Origin of the sequence: Mycolicibacterium houstonense (assembly GCF_900078665.2) — a bacterium.
GTDB classification, from domain to species: domain Bacteria; phylum Actinomycetota; class Actinomycetes; order Mycobacteriales; family Mycobacteriaceae; genus Mycobacterium; species Mycobacterium houstonense.
The window spans coordinates 500,466-519,015 of record NZ_LT546208.1; the positions used below are offsets into that span (position 1 = coordinate 500,466).

At 66.1% G+C, this 18,550-nt stretch carries 19 protein-coding genes and 2 pseudogenes; 13 read left to right on the forward strand and 8 right to left on the reverse strand.

Features of this window, described 5'->3' with window-relative positions:
* Window positions 1-9 precede the first annotated feature (9 nt).
* The 4 genes from BN4332_RS30500 (at window position 10) to BN4332_RS30515 (ending at window position 3,317) form a co-directional block, all read left to right on the forward strand.
* Window positions 10-477: a gamma-glutamylcyclotransferase family protein gene (locus tag BN4332_RS30500; protein WP_066903696.1), complete on the forward strand. Its 468-nt coding sequence runs from the start codon at window positions 10-12 to the stop codon at window positions 475-477.
* A gap of 9 nt (window positions 478-486) precedes the next feature.
* On the forward strand, window positions 487-1,329 hold the full coding sequence (locus tag BN4332_RS30505) for a hypothetical protein (RefSeq protein WP_066903698.1): 843 nt from the start codon (window positions 487-489) through the stop codon (window positions 1,327-1,329).
* On the forward strand, window positions 1,322-1,783 hold the full coding sequence (locus BN4332_RS30510) for a hypothetical protein (RefSeq protein WP_160110959.1): 462 nt from the start codon (window positions 1,322-1,324) through the stop codon (window positions 1,781-1,783). Before BN4332_RS30505 ends, BN4332_RS30510 begins: the two co-directional genes overlap by 8 nt.
* A 145-nt stretch (window positions 1,784-1,928) precedes the next feature.
* A complete protein-coding gene (locus BN4332_RS30515) occupies window positions 1,929-3,317 on the forward strand; it encodes a 9-bladed beta-propeller domain-containing protein (RefSeq protein ID WP_160110960.1) in 1,389 nt (462 codons plus the stop codon).
* Window positions 3,318-3,322: 5 nt separating this feature from the next.
* On the opposite strand, the gene BN4332_RS33425 is transcribed toward BN4332_RS30515, so the two are convergent.
* The 4 genes from BN4332_RS33425 to BN4332_RS30530 form a co-directional block, all read right to left on the reverse strand.
* Window positions 3,323-3,484, reverse strand: a complete 162-nt coding sequence (locus BN4332_RS33425; RefSeq protein ID WP_160110961.1) for a hypothetical protein — start codon at window positions 3,482-3,484, stop codon at window positions 3,323-3,325.
* 166 nt (window positions 3,485-3,650) lie between these two features.
* Window positions 3,651-3,887 carry a hypothetical protein gene (locus BN4332_RS33430; protein ID WP_160110962.1) on the reverse strand — a complete coding sequence of 79 codons (237 nt, stop codon included), beginning with the start codon at window positions 3,885-3,887 and terminating at the stop codon, window positions 3,651-3,653.
* Between the two features lie 162 nt (window positions 3,888-4,049).
* Complete coding sequence (locus BN4332_RS30525) at window positions 4,050-5,216, reverse strand: M20 family metallopeptidase (RefSeq protein ID WP_066903706.1); 1,167 nt, start codon at window positions 5,214-5,216, stop codon at window positions 4,050-4,052.
* Window positions 5,213-6,397: a M20 family metallopeptidase gene (locus tag BN4332_RS30530; protein ID WP_066903708.1), complete on the reverse strand. Its 1,185-nt coding sequence runs from the start codon at window positions 6,395-6,397 to the stop codon at window positions 5,213-5,215. Before BN4332_RS30530 ends, BN4332_RS30525 begins: the two co-directional genes overlap by 4 nt.
* Window positions 6,398-6,444: 47 nt before the next feature.
* Here BN4332_RS30530 and BN4332_RS30535 point away from each other — a divergent pair, with 47 nt between their 5' ends.
* Window positions 6,445-7,227 carry a purine-nucleoside phosphorylase gene (locus BN4332_RS30535; protein ID WP_066903710.1) on the forward strand — a complete coding sequence of 261 codons (783 nt, stop codon included), beginning with the start codon at window positions 6,445-6,447 and terminating at the stop codon, window positions 7,225-7,227.
* Here BN4332_RS30535 and BN4332_RS30540 read toward each other — a convergent pair.
* On the reverse strand, window positions 7,224-7,769 hold the full coding sequence (locus BN4332_RS30540; RefSeq protein ID WP_066903712.1) for a TetR/AcrR family transcriptional regulator: 546 nt from the start codon (window positions 7,767-7,769) through the stop codon (window positions 7,224-7,226). The genes BN4332_RS30535 and BN4332_RS30540 overlap by 4 nt on opposite strands.
* 99 nt (window positions 7,770-7,868) lie before the next feature.
* Here BN4332_RS30540 and BN4332_RS30545 point away from each other — a divergent pair.
* Window positions 7,869-8,543: pseudogene (locus BN4332_RS30545) on the forward strand (FAD-dependent oxidoreductase); the annotation flags it as partial.
* 164 nt (window positions 8,544-8,707) lie between these two features.
* Window positions 8,708-9,193 carry a hypothetical protein gene (locus BN4332_RS30550; protein WP_235654336.1) on the forward strand — a complete coding sequence of 162 codons (486 nt, stop codon included), beginning with the start codon at window positions 8,708-8,710 and terminating at the stop codon, window positions 9,191-9,193.
* Here the strand turns inward: BN4332_RS30550 and BN4332_RS30555 are convergent.
* Entirely contained in the window at window positions 9,145-10,248 is a 1,104-nt protein-coding gene (locus BN4332_RS30555) for an AbrB family protein (protein WP_066903714.1), read from the reverse strand. The genes BN4332_RS30550 and BN4332_RS30555 overlap by 49 nt on opposite strands.
* Window positions 10,249-10,356: 108 nt before the next feature.
* On the opposite strand from BN4332_RS30555, the gene BN4332_RS30560 reads away from it, so the two are divergent.
* From BN4332_RS30560 to BN4332_RS30575, 4 genes and pseudogenes are all read left to right on the forward strand, one after another.
* Window positions 10,357-10,803, forward strand: coding sequence for a MarR family winged helix-turn-helix transcriptional regulator (locus BN4332_RS30560; RefSeq protein ID WP_235654337.1), 447 nt, complete (start codon window positions 10,357-10,359; stop codon window positions 10,801-10,803).
* A complete protein-coding gene (locus tag BN4332_RS30565; RefSeq protein ID WP_066903718.1) occupies window positions 10,800-12,416 on the forward strand; it encodes a phospho-sugar mutase in 1,617 nt (538 codons plus the stop codon). Before BN4332_RS30560 ends, BN4332_RS30565 begins: the two co-directional genes overlap by 4 nt.
* A gap of 10 nt (window positions 12,417-12,426) precedes the next feature.
* A pseudogene (locus BN4332_RS30570) lies at window positions 12,427-12,705 on the forward strand (hypothetical protein); the annotation flags it as partial.
* A 562-nt stretch (window positions 12,706-13,267) separates the two neighbouring features.
* Window positions 13,268-14,239: an IS481 family transposase gene (locus BN4332_RS30575; RefSeq protein ID WP_066903722.1), complete on the forward strand. Its 972-nt coding sequence runs from the start codon at window positions 13,268-13,270 to the stop codon at window positions 14,237-14,239.
* A 236-nt stretch (window positions 14,240-14,475) separates the two neighbouring features.
* Here BN4332_RS30575 and BN4332_RS30580 read toward each other — a convergent pair whose 3' ends face one another.
* Window positions 14,476-15,567, reverse strand: a complete 1,092-nt coding sequence (locus BN4332_RS30580; protein WP_160110963.1) for a DUF6670 family protein — start codon at window positions 15,565-15,567, stop codon at window positions 14,476-14,478.
* A gap of 205 nt (window positions 15,568-15,772) precedes the next feature.
* On the opposite strand from BN4332_RS30580, the gene BN4332_RS30585 reads away from it, so the two are divergent.
* Both BN4332_RS30585 and BN4332_RS30590 read left to right on the forward strand, forming a co-directional pair.
* The gene (locus BN4332_RS30585) at window positions 15,773-16,660 is read left to right on the forward strand and encodes a metal-dependent hydrolase (RefSeq protein WP_066903726.1); all 888 of its coding nucleotides are present in this window, start codon (window positions 15,773-15,775) and stop codon (window positions 16,658-16,660) included.
* Window positions 16,657-17,799 carry a PDR/VanB family oxidoreductase gene (locus BN4332_RS30590; protein ID WP_066903728.1) on the forward strand — a complete coding sequence of 381 codons (1,143 nt, stop codon included), beginning with the start codon at window positions 16,657-16,659 and terminating at the stop codon, window positions 17,797-17,799. Before BN4332_RS30585 ends, BN4332_RS30590 begins: the two co-directional genes overlap by 4 nt.
* A gap of 39 nt (window positions 17,800-17,838) precedes the next feature.
* Here the strand turns inward: BN4332_RS30590 and BN4332_RS30595 are convergent, their stop codons facing one another.
* Window positions 17,839-18,489 carry a TetR/AcrR family transcriptional regulator gene (locus BN4332_RS30595; RefSeq protein ID WP_160110964.1) on the reverse strand — a complete coding sequence of 217 codons (651 nt, stop codon included), beginning with the start codon at window positions 18,487-18,489 and terminating at the stop codon, window positions 17,839-17,841.
* Window positions 18,490-18,550 lie beyond the last annotated feature (61 nt).

The following is an 18,550-nucleotide window of genomic DNA, read 5'->3' on the forward strand; positions in this document are numbered from 1 at the left end:
TGTCTTACCGTGCCGCTGTACGCCGCGTATGGATCGAATATGCACCCGGAGCAAATGCTCGAGCGGGCTCCGCACTCGCCGATGGCGGGTACCGGGTGGTTGCACGGCTGGCGCTTGACGTTCGGCGGTGAGGACATCGGCTGGGAAGGCGCGCTCGCCACCGTCGTCGAAGACCCCCTGTCCAAGGTGTTCGTCGTGCTCTACGACATGACACCGGCCGATGAGCATTCGCTGGACCGGTGGGAGGGCTCCGAGCTCGGGTTCCACAAGAAGATCCGCTGCCGGGTGGACCGGTTGTCCTCGGACACCACCACCGACCCCGTCCTGGCCTGGCTGTATGTGGTCGACGCGTGGGAGGGCGGCCTGCCCTCGGCCCGCTATCTCGGGGTGATGGCCGACGCCGCGGAGATCGCCGGCGCGCCAGAGGAGTATGTGCACGATCTGCGCACCCGCCCCGCGCGCAATATCGGCCCGTAGTCTTGGGCCATGGCGGGGGGCGGCTTCGGCGACGGCGAAAGTCGCGGGTGGGTTGAACGTGCAGTGCGGCTCCTGCTCGATCCGCCGCCCGAGCGATGGTCGCGACTCCACGTCGAGCACGGCCCGCAACACTCCACCGTCGCGGTCATCCATATCGATGGTTCACCACCGCAAGCCCTGCCGGTGCCGGCAGCGGCAGCCGACGCGCTCGGCGAGTACCTGCGAGCCACCGGGGCCGATCCGCGCACGGTGAAGGTGATCATCGACTGCCTCCCCGATGGCACGCTGTCGGCAACAACCGCGCCGATACCCGCTGCCGGTCCACACATCCCGGCGTCGCAGAGCCAGGTCGCAAAGCCGCCAAGGTCCTGGCCGCGGCGGCTGCTCATGGCCACCTCCGCGCTAGGCGTGGTAGCCGCGGCGATCCTGTTCGCCACCGGGTGGCGATGGCTGACACCGCGCGACGCTGACATCGACCTTTTGCCTGCGCCGCCACCACGCCAGCAACAGGCTTTCGCCGTGCTCGACGAGTGGTTTCGAGTCCTGCGGGCCCGCGACATGCCTCGGGCTCAAGAGTTGAGCTGCCCTTCCCCGACCGGGGCGGTGCTCAACGACCTGCAGGCCCTGCAGGGCAACTACCTGGGTGGCATCGACTATCCGGAGGCGATCGTCGACTTCCGTGACGAGGGTGACCAGGTGGTAGCCAAGGTGCTGCTGCGAACCAAGCCGATCACCGACGAACAGAAGAAGTTTGTTCAAGACAACCAGGGCCTCACCGGTTCGGGGTTGTCGCACCGCTGGATGGTGCTGGTCGACGACGGCAACGAGTTGAAAGTGTGCGGCAGTGGATGAGCAGCGACGAATCCCATTGTGGGCGTGGGGTTGTGCGGCTGCCGCATCAGTGATGCTGGCGATCATCGCTGCTGCCGGATATGACCACGGGCCGACCATTCGGGCAATCCCGGCCAGCGAGGCGATGTCGGATGATCAGGCACGCGAAGTGGCGGAGAAGACCGCGCTGGTGTGGGCGCGGGAACGCAACGCCGGCCATGCCACCAACCTGCGAGAGTTGACGTGCCCGGATCCACCCGACACCTGGGTCAGCCACCAACTGCGCCGTGCCGAAGCGGGCGCTGACATGCCGCAGTGGGATGTTGTCGCTCTGACCGGGTTCACCCGAGGACGTTCGGGGTGGACGATCAATGCGCTCGGCAAGGACAACGGCGGCATGTTCACCTTCGACATCGGCGACGACGGGCGGCTGCGGGCCTGCGCGTGGGGATCCGTGCCGTTACCGCACAACTAGGTAAGCGGGGGGCTTGGTGACGAATTCGGGATGGTCGCCGGAAGGCGGGTTTCGGTGGGTAGATCCGCCAGGTAGCTCACCCCTGGGTGGGCCGGCACTCTCGCCGCAACTGCCGGCAGGCAAGAGCCGTCGAAGGTGGCTCGTGGTGGGTGTCCTCGCCGCGGTCTGTGTGCTGGTGGCCGGCGGAGTGCTGGTGTGGCGCACCATGCTCGCGCCCTCGGCGCGCGTCGACGCGACGATCGGCACCCCGAAAGACCTCCTGATTTCGATTCCTCTCGACCGCCAACCGGTCGCCGGGTGGCGGCTGTCGGGCGCTGACATCGGCCTCCCTTCGGGGGTGGAGGTGGGCCGACTGTTCATGAGTACCGGCAACAAGGCCTACTTCGTCGCCGGCCGCACCGACGAGCACGGCGAGTCACCGGTGAGCTGGGTGTACGGCGTGGACACCAGCACCGGCAAGCTCCTGTTCACCCCGATCGAGATGGTCGGGTTCCGCAGCGGCATTCCGTTGGGCGACTGCTACGGCAACGGCCCGGGCGTCGCTGTGTGCATCACCGGTGGTGACGAAGACCCGAGCCGCAACCTTCCGCAGCTGGTCTGGGTGATCGATCTCGAACATGGCGGGGTGACCTTCACCGGTCCGACAGACCTCGATGTCCAAGGAGGCGTCCGCGACGGGTTCTACCCAGTGCACGGGATTGGCAACTACCGCGGCGAAACCCGGCTGGTCGCACTGCGCGACGGGGAAGGCGTTTGGGGTGTCGGGCCGAAGGCCGAGCGGACCTGGTTCGTGCCTGGCGGCGGCGACATCTTCAATCCCGGCTACCTGGTTCCCTCCGACATTCCGGCGCCCACGATCGCCATGCAAAACCCCACCCCGGACAACATGAACGCTCCGTACCGAGTGTTCTCGGTCGTCGATGGCACCGACCTCACACCGACGCCGCCCAAGGACGCCGAGATCCGCAAATCCCTGGTCTACAACGGCGGCTTCGCGTACAGCTACCGCGAACCCGGAAAGCATGACGGGCTGTTGTTCTACAACACCACCGGTGAACTCGTCGCCCGCTACACCGACGACAACCACGACATGACCTCGATCGAGCAGGCGGTGATGCCGATGGCCCGCTTGCGCGCCGATCCCGCTCAGTGGCTGATCTTTTCGGCAGCAGGTGACTTGGTGCAGGAGATTCCCGCTCCCGAAGCGGGCGTGGGTTTCCGGGTGATCGGCACCGACTTCTTCCTCAACCAGGCCGGCACCGACGATCGCTGGCAGAAATGGGACCTACTGACCGGCGAGTCCGGTCCGATCTGTCAGATGAACCTCACGTTCGAGTACATCGGTTCCGACGGATCGACCGTCCTTGTGGGCGGCGGCCTGAACTCCCACACCTGGGTACGGGCCGTCGACCCCGCAACCTGCAGCACGCGATGGGACATCACCAGCGACGTCAAACACACCATCGTGAAAGCCGGAACGGGGCTAATCCAGACCACACCAACCGAGATCACCCAGCTCGTCGCGCCCAGCTGAGGTTGCTACTCGTCGATGGGCGGCAGGCCTGGAGTCCACTGCGTCAGAAGATCATTCGCCGCCGCGGCCCGGTTGAAGACGGCATCGTCGGAACGGGTGGTGCCGGCCGGCTGGATCCCGCCGACACCAACCTTGGTGTGGTAGTCGAAGAATGCGAAGTTCGCCATCTTCTAACCGAAGGCCTTCTCGAACCGATCGCCCCAACGCCGGACTCGCCGCCGCTCGGCGCCCGCGGCGTGATATTAGCCGACACCGAGTCACGCCAGCAGGTCTGCGCGTTCGGCGGCCATTCGGTTCAATGCGACAGTGCGGTCCTTGGTGCGCCGGTCGAGTTCACCGAGGATCCGTGGTCACGCGCTGCGAAATCGGTGCAGAAGTTGTCGAACCACACGTCGAAAACCCTTGTGAAAGAGCCGAGTTCGACGAGCTGTCCAAGTCTTGCTCGATGTCGCCGAGCGCCTCGATCCGGTCGGTGAGGTGTTCGACATGCCGTTGGTCCGCGTCGGCGCGGGCCTGCTGGGCGAGGTAGTCGTACTCGGCGGACTGCCGCTTAGCGGTTTCCCGAGCCATGTTGTCGTCGTGCGAGCCTTGAGGTGCGCCCAGATCTTGGTCAGAGAGAACGATTCCGGCCCGGACGGCGGACTCCTCGGCGTGCAGTTGCGCAGCCTTGAGTCGTGTTTGAGCGATTCGGCCTCCCGCAACGCCGCAGGGCAACGAGTGACGCCAAAATGGTCAGGCAGAGGCGGCGACGATGTTGACCATCGTGCGCACGCCGACGCCGAGGGCACGCTCGTCGATGTCGAAGGTGGGCTGGTGCAGGTCGAGCTGTGGGCCTTGCCCGCTCCACACCCCGAGGCGACCCATCGCGCCGGGTACGTCTTCCAGGTACCACGAGAAATCCTCGCCGCCACCGGACTGGTGGGTGTCGGCCAGCACGTCGGGACCGACGGCCTCGATGGCGTGGGTGAGGATGCGGGTGGACACCTCTTCGTTGACGACGGGCGGCACTCCGCGACGGTAGTTGAGGCTGTGCTCGATGTTCAGCGGTGACAGCAGGGCCGTAACCGTTTCTTCCACAATCGATTCCAGCGTCAGCCAGGTGTCGCGGCTGGCCGTGCGGATCGTCCCGGCCAGGGTGCCGATCTGCGGGATGGCATTGGCGGCCACACCGGCGTTGACCGCGCCCCACACCATGACGGTGTCGTGGCGCGGGTCGATACGACGCGACAACACGCCTGGCAGGCCGGTGATCAGGCTGCCCAGCCCGTACACCAGGTCTCCGGTCAGGTGGGGGCGGGAGGTGTGCCCACCCGGGGAGTGCAGGGTGATCTCGATCGAATCGGCCGCCGACGTGATGGGCCCGGGCTTGGTGGCCACCCGGCCCACCGCCAACCGAGGGTCGCAGTGCAGGGCGAAGATTCGGCTCACACCGGTCAGCACCCCGGCGTTGATGGCGTCGATCGCCCCGCCGGGCATCAGCTCCTCGGCCGCCTGGAAGAGCAGCCGGACCCCGACCGGAAGCTCCGGCACCGACGACAACGCCATGGCCGCGCCCAGCAGCACCGCGGTGTGCGCGTCGTGTCCGCAGGCATGCGCGACGTTGGGCACGGTCGAGGCGTAGGGCGCGCCGGTTCGATCGGCCATCGGCAGCGCGTCCATGTCGGCACGCAGCGCGATCCGTGGACCGTCCTCGGGCCCGAAGTCACAGGTCAATCCGGTGCCACCGGGCAGCACCTTGGGATTCAGGCCGGCGTCGGCCAGGTGATTGGCCACGAACTCGGTGGTGGCGAACTCCTGGCGGCCCAGCTCCGGGTGGGCGTGCAGGTGCCGGCGCCACGACACCATCTCGTCGTAGTTGGCCGACAGCCAGCGGGCAGCGGCGTGCGACAGCACACTCATGAAGCCTGCCTCTGCTGCAGCGCGGCCAGCACCCGATCCCGCTGGGCAGGCGTCTGGGCCAGCTGAACCACGGTGCGGGCCAACATGATTGCGCCGTCGATCACGGCCTGGTCGGCACTCGGACCGACCGCTGCCGCGGTGAATGCCGGCTGGTGGATCGCCGCGCCGCCTGAGTCGATACCGATCACCGGATGGATGCCAGGCATCACCTGACTGATGTTGCCCATATCGGTACTGCCCAACGGCACACTTGCCTCCACGTTCTCCGGCAACGGATTACGGCCCAGGCGCAGCATCTCGGCGCGAATGGTTTCCGAGAGCCACGGGTCGGGGGCCAGTTCGGCGTAGGCCGGGGCGATCTCGCTGACCCGATGCTCGCAGCCGGTCGCCAGCGCGCCGGCCGAGAAGCAGCCGGCCATGCGGTCTTCCAGCTCACGCAACGCGGGCATGTCGGTGGCCCGCATGGTGTAACGCATCTCGGCCCGGCCCGGGATGACATTGGTGGCCTGCCCGCCATGCGTGACGATGCCGTGCACCATCTGGCCCGGCATGAGTTGCTGACGCAGCAGACCGATGGCCACCTGCGCGACGGTGACCGCGTCGCCCGCATTCACGCCAAGGTACGGCGCGACGGCGGCATGCGACTCGCGGCCGGTGTAATCGACCGTCACCTCCGACAGCGCCAGTGAGCGCGCGGCGGCGATGTCCACCGGCCCGGGATGCAGCATGACCGTCGCCGCGATGTCGTCGAACACTCCGGCGTTGAGCAGCAACACCTTTCCACCGCCGAGTTCCTCGGCCGGGGTGCCGACGAGCACCACGGTCAGGCCGAGCTCATCGGCCACATCGGCCAGGGCCAGGGCGGTGCCGACGGCCGAGGCCGCGATGATGTTGTGCCCGCAGGCGTGACCGATCTCGGGCAGGGCGTCGTACTCGGCGCAGATCCCGATGACGAGCGGACCGCTGCCATAAGAAGCCCGGAACGCGGTGTCCAGGCCACCCGCCGCCGGGGTGACCTCGAATCCGTACTCGGCCACCAGCGCCTGCGTCTTGGCGCAGCTGCGGTGCTCGACGAAGGCGAGCTCGGGCTCGGCGTGAATCGAGTGGGAGAGCTCGACGAGATCGCCACGACGCCGGTTGATGGCGTCTTCGACGCTCAGCGAGGCGGTGGCGGATGGCATCCTCGCAGTATCTCACTGCGTGTTTTCGATGATTAAGCTCGCCTATCGTGACCGATCCTCAGGCAGCCGCGGCCGCCATCACCGAGCGCACCCGAGTCCAGAAGCACGACGTCGCGGTGGTGCTGGGCTCGGGTTGGGCACCCGCGGTGGCCGAGCTGGGCGATGCGGTGGCGACGGTGCCGATGGCCGAGATCCCGGGACTCACCCCGCCGATCGCGGCCGGGCACGGCGGGCAGCTGTATTCGGTACAGATCGGTGACCACCGCGTGCTGGTACTGGCCGGACGTATCCACGCCTATGAGGGCCACGACCTGCAGCATGTGGTGCATCCGGTCCGCACCGCGGCGGCCACGGGTGTCTCGACGGTCGTGCTCACCAACGCCGCCGGCGGGCTGCGGGCCGAGTATCAGGTCGGCCAGCCGGTGCTGATCAGCGACCACCTCAACCTCACGGCACGGTCTCCGCTGGTCGGGGCGCAATTCGTGGATCTGGTCGACGCCTACTCCCCCCGGCTGCGGACCCTGGCCCGTGAGATCGAGCCGTCCCTGGCCGAGGGTGTCTATGCCGGCCTGCCCGGCCCGCACTACGAGACCCCGGCCGAGATCCGGATGCTGCGCACCCTGGGCGCCGACCTGGTCGGCATGTCGACGGTGCACGAGACGATCGCCGCCCGGGCCGCGGGCCTGGAGGTGCTGGGCATCTCGATGGTGACCAACCTGGCCGCGGGGATGACGGGCGAGCCGCTCAGCCATGCCGAAGTGCTCGAGGCCGGGCGGCAATCCGCCACCCGGATGGGCGCACTGCTGCGTGCGGTGATCGAGCGGATCTAGCCGACCAGATACCGCTGCAGCGTCGGCCCGATCCAGTCGACCACCTGCTCCCGCGGCATGCCGACCAGCGGCGGGAATTCCAGCACATAGCGGCACAACGCCATCCCCAGCACCTGCGACGCGGCGAGGCTGGCCCGCACCGGGGTGTCGGGGGCGTGGCCCGTCGTCTCGGCGATCACCGGAGCGAGTTGCCCGGCGAAGATCGTGCGCATCCGTTCGGCGACGGCCTCGTTGGTCACGCCGGCCCGCAACAGGATCAACAGCGCTTCGTCGCGCTCCCAGCGGTCGAGGAAGTGCGCCGCCAGGGCCGCACCTATCTGTTCGCGGGGCACCCGGGTGAGGTCCGGTAGTTCCAGATCGAATTCGGCAGCCGCGGCGAACAGCCGTTCCTTGTTCCCGTAGTAGCGCATCACCATCGCCGGGTCGATGCCGGCATCGGCCGCGATGGCCCGGATGGTCGCCCGCTCGTACCCGTCGGCGGCGAATCGCTCCCTGGCCGCGGCAAGGATTACGGACTTGGTCTCGGCTGCCGGTCGGCGCATGTCGACCAGTGTAGGTCAACACCTGTTGACATCCGCGCCGGATGCGCCTAACTTGTTGTCAACAGTTGTTGACCAACGCTTGTTGACAAAGGAGCTGAGATGCAAACGTCCACGACAGATGTGTTGATCGTCGGAGCCGGACCGGTCGGCCTGACCGCGGCCATCGTGCTCACCCAGCACGGCCATCGCGTCACCCTGGTGGACAACCAGGCCGAGGGCGCCAACACCTCCCGGGCCGCGGTGATCCACCCACACACCCTGGAATTGCTGGAGCCCTACGGCGTCGTCGTCGAACTCGTGGCCCGCGGCGTGCACACCCCGACCTTCACCATCCGGGACCGCGACGACCTGTTGATCGCGGTCCCGTTCAGCGAGCTGCCCACCCGCTACCCGTACACGCTGATGATCTCGCAGGCCGACACCGAGGCATTCCTGCTCGACCGGCTTGAGGAGCTGGGCGGCAAGGTGATCCGCCCGGTCACCGTGACCGCGATCCGCCAGGACACCGATCACGCGATCGCCACCTTCGCCGACGGTCAGCAGATCCGGGCCCGCTATCTGGTCGGCGCGGACGGCATGCACAGCACGGTCCGCGACCAGACGGGGATCGCGTTCAGCGGCGGCACGTACGGCGAGTCGTTCACCCTGGCCGACGTCCGCCTGTCCGGCGGGGTCCCGACCGACGAGGTGATCCTGTACTTCTCGCCGGCCGGGCTCGTCGTCGTCGCTCCGCTGCCCGACGGGATGTACCGCATCGTCGCCACCGTGAGCGAGNCGGCCGGCGCCAGCTGGCCACCCGGCTCGCCGGGTGGGTGCGGCAGCTGGCACAGCGTGAGGACGTGGTGGAAGCCGCGGTGTTCCGTGGCGCGCTACGCCCGCCCGGTGAAGGGTCTGCGCTGTTGGCCCGCGCCGGTGTCCGGCCCGCCCGCCATGACCTCGTGGTGCTGATCCGCACCACCGGCGTCGACGCCATCGACAACGTGCGAGCGGACAACGCCTACCGCGCCATCGTTGCCGAGATCGACCGTCGCGCAGGGCATTCCTACCGCATGGCGGCCGGCAACGCGGCCCGCATCGCCGACGTCGAGCACCGCGGCGACCGCTGGTTCCTGTTCAATTACTTTCACTGCGATTCAGCTGAAACCGTTTACGCCACCTGGGAATACACGGCGGGATGGTTCCAGCGTCACACCGCACTGCCGGATTCGACGCTGCTGGCCCCGAGGCCCGGTGAGCCGGCCGATTACAGCGTGGTCAACCACGCGAGTTGGCCAACCCTACGGGCGTTCCTGCCGAGCCTGCTGTTCCGTCGCACATTCCGCTCGTTCGTGCTGGCCAATTTCAAGGCCAACGACGTCGCCGCACAGCCGATCATCTACCGCCTGGTCGCGGCGGCAACCGGGACATCGCGCGCCCGATCCTGACGTCCGCCCCGTCGGCCCAGGCGCGCCATGCCGCGGGCCATCAGCGGTGCGGCGAACAACATCAGCAGGACCCGGAGTACCTGGGCGGCGATGATGAAGGTGACGTTGGAGCCGGTTTCCACCGCGGTGGCCAGCACCGCGTAGACACCGCCGGGGCTGGTGGCCAGGTAACCCTCGAGCTGGGTCATCCCGGTGACGTTGGCCAGCACCACGCCGAGGCCGGCGGTGGCCGCACCGAGTACGACGATCAAGGTCAGCGCCAAGGGCAGGATCCGGCCGATGGCGCGCAGCGATTCGCGGGTGAAGGCGATGCCGGCCTGCCAGCCGATCACCATGTAGGCGACCTGTACCAACAACACCGGCACGGTCAATCCGACGGAGAGGCCGGTGAGTTGCAGGACCACGGTCAGGGCCAGCGGGCCCAGCAGTCCGGCGCCCGGCAACCGGGCCAAGCGCCCGCCGATGACACCGACGGCGACGATGCCGGTCAGCATGGCCAGGCTCAGATACCAAGGTGCCGAATCGCTTTCGCCGACCGCGGCCGGATGTGATCGGTCGGCGTGGAATACCAGGGTCACCACCAGTGGAATGGTCGCGGTGACGAGTGCGACTCGCAGGTACTGGATGACGGAGACGACGCGGTCGTCGCCGCCCAGCTCACGGGCGATGGCGACCAGGCCGGAGGCACCACCGGCCACCAGCGCCAGCGATCCGGTCAGCGGGCTGACGTCACGATGTAGGCCGAGCAATCCCCCGGCCAGCACGCTGAGTAGCAACGTGCCCACGGTGATCACCAGCACGATCAGCCAGTGCGAGCCGAGGGCGTCGACCGCGTCCCGATGGACCATGGTGCCGATGTAGACGCCGAGCACCCCCTGGGCGATCACGCCCGCGGGGTGCGGCATGCGCTCCGGGGCGAGCGACGCCAGGGCCAGGGCGATGCCGACCGCGAGCCCGGCGAACAACGCGGCGGAGGGGACGCCGACGAGGTCGAGCGGCACGGTGACGGCGGTGGTCGCGACGACGAGCAGTAACCACCGCAGCATCCGTGTCATCCCAGCCGAACCTCCTGCCCAATATGATAAGTAAAACCTTGGCAATTGTCGCCCTGGATTACGCACGAAAGCCGATAATCGATGTAGATGCCAAGGTATAACTTGGTCATGGCAGCAACATCGGCAACAGAACTCCGCGAGTCGATCATGGCGGTGGCCCGCCAGATGCGACGGCACCGTCCGGATCACGGCCTGACGTTGAGCCAGCTCGAACTGCTGGGCGAGGCCAGCCGCAGTGGCTCTACCACCCCGGCCGAGATGGGCGCACGGCTGCACGTCCGGGCCCAGTCGCTCACCGACAGCATCAACGAGTTGGTCCGGCGCGGCCTGATCGCCCGTCGTCCCGACGACAAGGACCGCCGGCGTCAGCTCATCGAGATCACCGCCGAGGGGACGGAGTTGTTGCAGGCCGACCGAGCCGAACGGGACGCCTGGCTGCACGCCACGATGCGGGAGAACCTGACCGATCTGGAGTTCGATCTGCTGATGCTGGTGGCACCGGTCCTGCGCAAGCTGGCGTACTCCGACGCCGCTGCGGGCACACTTGGATCATGACCTCCATCGCGACCGCTGCCTCCGATTGGATCGCGCATGACCCCGACCCGCAGACCGCGGCCGAATTGGCCGCCTGCAGTGCCGATGAGCTCGACCGCAGATTCAGCCATCCCCTGACCTTCGGTACCGCCGGTTTGCGCGGGCCGTTACGTGGTGGACCGGACGCGATGAACCTGGCCGTCGTCATGCGCACCACGTGGGCCGTGGCCCAGGTGCTCAAGGAGCGAGGACTGGGCGGCTCACATGTCGTGGTGGGCCGCGACGCCCGTCACCAGTCCGACGAGTTCGCGCTGGCCGCCGCCGAAGTGCTGGCCGGTCAGGGATTCGACGTGCTGCTCATGCTGGCCGCCGTCCCGACCCCGGTGATCGCCTACGCCGTACGGCATCTGCCCACCGCGGCCGGGATCCAGATCACCGCGTCGCACAATCCGCCGACGGACAACGGCTACAAGGTCTTTCTCGAGGGCGGGATGCAGATCGTCCCGCCGGCCGACCGCGAGATCGAGGCCGCGATGGCCCGGGCCCCACATGCCGACGAGATACCCCGGGCTGCAGTCGAAATGGGTGGCCTGCGACAGATCCACGGCTATATGGAACGGGCCGCCCGGGTACGCCGCAGCACCGGCTCGGTGCGGGTGGCACTCACCCCATTGCACGGCGTCGGCGGCGAATATGCCCTCGATGCAATGGCCCTGGCCGGATTGGACGACGTGCACGTGGTCGAGGAGCAGTTCAATCCGGATCCCGATTTCCCGACCGTGAGCTTCCCCAACCCCGAAGAGCCCGGGGCGGTCGATGCGCTGCTGGCCCTGGCCGACAACGTCGACGCCGAGATCGCGATCGCGCTGGATCCCGACGCCGACCGATGCGCGGTCGGGGTTCCGGGCCCGGATGGTTGGCGCATGCTCACCGGCGACGAAACCGGTTGGCTGTTCGGCGATTACATCCTGTCCCAGCTCGAGCCGGGTCCGGTCAGCGAGGCCGCACTGGTGGCCAGCACCGTGGTGTCCTCCCGGATGCTGGCCGAGATCGCCGCGGCGCACGGCGCCCAGCACGCCGAAACCCTCACGGGCTTCAAGTGGTTGGCCCGCGCCCAGAGCCCCGGCAACACCCTGGTCTACGCCTACGAAGAGGCGATCGGGCATTGTGTGGACCCGGCCGCGGTGCGCGACAAGGACGGCATCAGCGCCGCAATCCTGGCCTGCGACCTGGTGGCCGCGCTCCGCGATCAGGGCCGCACCCTGCTCGACGCCCTCGACGATCTGGCCAAGACGCACGGAGTACACGTCACCGGCGCGGTCAGTCGCCGTGTCGATGACGCCGAGGCAGCGATGAGCCGGCTGCGCGAGGCCCCGCCGACCGAACTGGCCGGCATCGCCGTCGCCGTCGAGGACCTGCTCGATCGAAACGGAAATCAACGCACCGATGCGCTGATCTTCACCGGAAGCGATTCCGGAACCTCGGTCCGAGTGGTGGCGCGCCCGTCGGGGACCGAACCGAAACTCAAGTCGTACACCGAGGTTCGTTGCGCGCCCACCGACGACCTGGCCACCGCGCGGGCCCATGCCCAGAAACTGAGCCAGGAACTCGCCGACGCCGCGGCGCGCTGGTAACCGCCGCGCGATGCCCGACTGGACGTACCAACCGCTGCGCCCCGTCGCCTCCGCGGTAATCGGGGAACGTCGGACCCGGCGCTGGGCGCTGCGATTCCTGGCGACGCTGGTCGAAGCCGGTGGCCACCGCTGGATCCCGCGGGTTTTCGACCATTCCCCGGTGCCCGCCGATTGGGTGGGCCGGTTCGGTGCGGTCGTCCCGCCGTCCGTAGCGCGCGACGCCGTGCTGGTCCTGCCGGTCCAGGGCGCCGGCGTCATCGAGATCGCGCCGGTGATCGCCGACGATGTCGAAACGCCAACTTCAGGAGGAAGCCACTACATGCTGTCCTTCTCAACCAGTTGCGAGCGTCAGGCACAGTCCGGGGAAGCGAATACCAACGCACTTGCATTGCAAGGTAATTAGCCAGAATAGGTCCCTGCGCCATCGGCTCTTCCGGATGGCAGGACGTGATGACCCATATGAAATGTTCGCGGACCTGACGAGGACTCAGGTGGCGCCGTGCGGCCGTCCAAGTTCACGAACGGACCGACCACGAATCAGTGCGACACCCACGAAATACGCGGACTCCAAGGTTACTGACATTGAAACGTTTGCTAACACGAGCGCCCGTTCGGGCGTCTCCAACGTGGGCGGCGAGCCAAGAACACCAATCTTACTGTCTATCAGTGGATTTGTTCTTCAAATGAGTACGTGCTAGGTCTCGCAGCATCCACCTAGCCGACAGAACTGGGGTCGACGGCACCACCTAGCTGTAACGACCTGAGAGGTTGTTGACGGCGTGCCTGCTTGAAATATGGGAGGACCTCCTGACGGAGTGGATGTGTCTGGCATTCACCCGTAGGAGGTCCTCGTGTCTCACGCTAACGCTCGAACCAACGTCTTCGCTCGTCGCTTGATCGTTGAGCGTGTCGCTGCTGGTTGGCCGCCCGCGCATGTCGCTGAACAACTGGGCATTTCGAGAGCGACGGTCTATAAGTGGCTGCGTCGATACGAAAGCGGCGGCGATGCGGCCCTGGTCGATCGCAGCTCGCGTCCGATCCGGATGCCCAACCGCACCAGTGCGCGGGTCGAGCAGAAGGTGCTCACCGCTCGGCGGCGCCGCAAGCGCGGTGCTGTCGTGCTGGCCGCCGAACTCGGTCTGAATCCGTCCACCGTTGGACGGATCCTGGCCCGTCACCAGGTGCCGCATCTGGCGGCGATCGACCCGATCACCGGAGAGTCGGTGCGCTCCACGCGGCGCCGCCCCAATCGCTACGAACACCGCACGCCGGGCTCATTGGTCCACGTCGACGTCAAGAAGCTGGGCCGAATCCCCAAAGGCGGCGGGTGGCGGCTGCATGGCCGTGACGCCGCAGTGTCAGTGGCCAACCGGCACAAGAAGATCAAGATTGGCTACGACTACGTCCACACCGCTATCGACGACCACACCCGACTGGCCTACAGCGAAGTGCTCGCCGACGAGAAGGACCCGACCTGCGCGGGGTTCCCGCACCGAGCAGTGGCCTGGTTTTCAGCCCACGGCGTGCGGGTGCGACGGCTGCTGACCGACAACGCCTTGGTCTACCGCCGCGGCACCGACTGGGGCTGGGTGTGCACGGCCTGGGGGCTCAAACGTCGATTCATCAAACCGGGCCGCCCGTGGACCAACGGCAAAGCAGAACGCTTCAACCGGACGCTGCTCACCGAATGGGCCTACGCCCGCCCCTGGACCTCAAACAGCGTGCGCACCCGAGAACTTGACCGATTCCTGCACCGCTACAACACTCAACGAGGCCACTCCGCTCTGGGCGGACAACCACCCATCAGCCGGCTCGCCGCCTGACAACAACCTCTCAGGTCACAACACCTAGCCGATAGAACTCGGGTCGACGGCAAGGACTTACCTTCCGTAAGTACAGGTTTTTCACTCGGCCGCCGCCCGCCTGCGCACCACGGCGCTGCAGCCCATGTGACAACGCGATCTCCAAACCCCATCCGGGCCCTTTTCCGGTTCACGATTAAGCGGCCACGTAGCAACGATCTTTGGCGTTCCCTGGTATCGCGGCAGGGATATGTAGCTCAGCCCTTCCGCACGTCGACGTACTCGGAATATCCTCGGGTTGAATAGGTTTCGTCACCCTGCCGTACCTCGGCGGAGTAGCCACTGATGTATCCGCGACCGACACCGTAGCGCGGTGGACAGTCGTAGGTTCCGGTGACGGTCAGTTTTTCGCGCACACCGAAGCGGAAGCGTTGCGGGAGAATCATGCGGTGCCCACCGGCGTCGGTTAGGGGTTCGTCCTCATATTGCTCCACGTAGTAGAAGACGGTGTCGCCGGTGACATCGTTAACTCGCCAATCGCCTTCGCCGTTTCTGCTACGGACCAGCACGATGTCACCGACCGGTTCCCTCAGCAGGCCGACCCGGCAGAACAACAACTGCGAATCGTCGCGCAGCTGCACGACGTGATAGGTGAAGAAGTCCATCGGCAGCTTCATCGCGGTCGGCAGCGACTTGTCACACACGCTGTAGGGCCCCACACTGCGTGCGTACTCGACATTACCCAAACCGGATATGTCGCAACGTGATTGGCCGGATTCGACCCACCCATTGTAGTCGCCGAGCAGGCTGAGGTGGTCATACAGCATGCCTTTGACGAACCACGTCGCGCGCGCGAAGAAAGAGAAGTCGAGATGGGCCGACATACCGGGGATGTCGATGCCGACAGAGATATGCGGAAATCGCCCATAGATGTGCAGCTCAGGCCCGAATCGTAGGTCCTCGCCGTTGGCTCGCAGGACACAGTCTTTCGACATCGACATGGCCCGGTAGAACTCGGCCCCCTCGGCGGCGGTCGAGATACAGACCGTTGCGGTGTCGCGTGGGCTGGTGGTGACCACTTCATCGATCTCGAAGGCGCGATGTCCGGGCATTCCGGCCATGATCATCACACTGAGATAGCGGTGAGGTTCGGGCAGATCGGGAATCATGACACCGTAGTGGGTCCAGCCGTATCGCCGGGCCCCGACGAATGGCCTCAAATCGAACGCCGGGTCGAACGGCAGCCCGGACGCCGCCGCGCCGCGCTCAGCGTAGCCGGACACAATCTTTCGCACCGCTTCGATCGCGCCGCTGCGAGCGCGGTCAGCCAGGCCCATCAGCTCGCCCAAACCACGTCAGTCAGCCGCAAACCGCAGCCGGCACCGAGGCGGAGCCTCCAACGACGAAGCCACAACGGTTTGCAACGCCAACCAAGCATGGGTCTGAAACTCCTATCGGGTGATCGCTCCACGCATTCCTGCTCCTTGACACTGTCACATTCCGCTGTGACAGTGTCAAGGAGCCGATGTGTGCCGAACGAACAAGGAGCATCAGATGGGCAGCATGCCATCCGTGCAGGAACCAAGCGACATCGATGTGCGCCCGAGGAACGTCGAATTTGATCTGAGCAGGACCTCGTTGCATTGGATTCCGGGCGAGCCTGTCGCTTCCGACGTCCTCAGCGCGCTGCACATCATCGTCCCCGAGGGAGAGCGCTGGTTCTGTCGGGCATTCACCGAGGCGCTGCCGCATGTGAAAGACGAGAAGCTGGCGCGGGATATGCGCGGTTTCATCGGGCAAGAGGCCATCCACGCTGATACTCATGACCGCGCAGTCAGCGAGTTCCTGGAGGAACACGGCGTCGACACGGGTCCGTTTCTGCGCCAAGTCGAGTTCTTGTTCCGACGAATGCTCGCGCCGCGTAAACGCAAGTCGGCGCGGCTACGTCGCAACGATCTTATTGAGCGGCTATGGCTGATCGCGGCCATCGAGCACTACACGGCCGTCCTCGGAGATTTCGCCCTCAACTCGAACTGGACCGCTTATGGTGCCGACCCTGCCATGACCGACCTCATGCGCTGGCACGGCGCCGAGGAAATGGAGCATCGCAGCGTGGCCCACGATGTCGCGACCTATTTCGACGATAGTTACCTGCATCGTTGTCGTGCGATGTTGGGCGTGGCAGTGGGCTTGTTCGTGATTGTAATGCGGGGTGCGTATTTCATTTTGCGCGAGGATCCGCACATCAACCACGGCCTGCTACGGATCTGGAGAGAGGCACTCAGCGCTATGCTCCGTGGTCTGCTGCCCAATGTCGGGTTCATGCTCACCACGACGCTGAGCTACTTCCGCCCCGGATTCCGCCCCGAAGAGGTCGGGTCAACCGCTCAGGCAGTGGCGTACCTGGCTGCGTCGGCCGGCGTGCGGAACGCTGGTCTATGAACACGCGTCAATCGCATTTCCTGCCGGAACACAGGCCGATCACGCAGGTACCTGCGCATGTCCGCGGTCGCTACCGCCGTGATCCGTTGCTAGTCGTCGCAAACAAATTCTCCACACTGTGGTTTGGCACGTTCCCCCGATTGAAGCGGACAACCGAAGTCGCCGATATCAATCGGACTCGCACTCTGCGGGTTGCTCGCCGCGACACCGTGGCGCATGACGAGAACGTCGTCGCTCTGACATTGACCTCGGCCTACGGCGTGGAGCTGGATCCGTGGACGCCCGGTGCGCACCTGGACCTGCTTCTGCCCTCCGGTCGAATCCGCCAGTACTCGTTGTGCGGTGACCCCGCAAATCGAGACAGTTACCGCATCGCAGTCCGCCGTGTTCCCAACGGTGGTGGCGGCTCAATCGAGGTCCACGACACTTTGGCGGTCGGGTCACTGGTACGAGTCACCGGTCCCCGCAACGGACTACCAATGTCAATACCCGGGTACGGTTCGCCTGCACGCCGATTGCGTTTCGTGGCCGGAGGCATTGGGATTACCCCTATCCTGCCCATGGTCGTTGCCGCCGAACGCCTCGGCCTGGAATGGTCCATGGTCTACACCGGACGCAGCCGTGATTCGCTTCCGTTTATCGATGACGTCGCCGCCTTCGGTGACAAAGTCACGATACGCACTGACAATGAGCACGGCCTGCCCACTACTGTCGATCTGCTGGGAGACCTTCCGGCTTCCACAAGCGTCTACTGCTGCGGGCCTACGCCGATGCTGGAACTGCTTCGCAGCGCGTTAACCGGCCGCGAGGACGTGGAACTGCACTACGAGGGGTTTTCGGCTCCACCGGTGGTCGATGGCGATCGTTTCACAGTCGTCCTGGCCCGCAGCGGCCGGTCGATCGCTGTATCCGCCCAGGAGAGCGCTCTGGCGGCCGTCTTGCGGGAGGATCCCGCAGCGACGGCGTACTCCTGCATGCAAGGATTCTGCGGCACATGCAAGGTGACGGTTCTAGCCGGTGAGGTGGACCATCGCGACAGTCTGCTCACCGCGGCAGAACGCGACGAGGGTGCAATCTTGACCTGCGTCTCGCGTGCCGCGGATCGCACTGGTCACGGCAAACTGGTCCTCGACCTGTGACTGTGCTTCCGATCTCACTGGTCAAACTGCGGAGTTGTCTCAGATAAGGCTGCCGATGCTACGCATAAGCTGCTCCACGTCGTAGTCCTTTAGAGCTGAGGGTTGCAGTCCGTCGCGCCAGATTAACGCGGTGCCGTGCACGATGCTCCAACACATCAACGCGACCACCTCGGGGGGTTCGTCGGCCCGCCAGCCCTGCAGTTGCGCATCCCTGATCGCCGAGGTCAGCACGACCCAGGTGGCTTCGCGTTCCTGGACTAGCTCGGGATCTTGCGAGTCCACAAGTTCTGGACGGCCGAGAAGCGACAGCAGCGCGCGATTGTTGTCCGCAAAAACCACATAGCTGACCCCGATCTCAATCACGACATCCTTGGCGTCTGCGACCCTGGCACGGGCCGCTTCCGCGGCCGCGGAAATGTGGTCGCGCAACAGCCGGATCGCACAAACCGCGAGCGCAGTAAGTAATCCGACGCGGCTGCCGAACACATGCGTGGGGGTTTGGTGTGACACGCCGACTTTGCGGGCAATCGAACGTAGACTCAGCCCATCTAAGCCCGACTCGGCGATCTCGAGCACCGCCGCTTCCAACAGACGGTCGGCCAGAGTTGCCTCATCGGCCGCTGCTGCGTCGACTCTCTCTGACGCCGGCATTCCGTCCTCCTGCATGTCAACGGTGATCTCAATGGCCAAGCCAAGGAGACCAACCATACAAGCAGCGGCCAAGTAGTGGACTCGACATCAGAACGCCGGC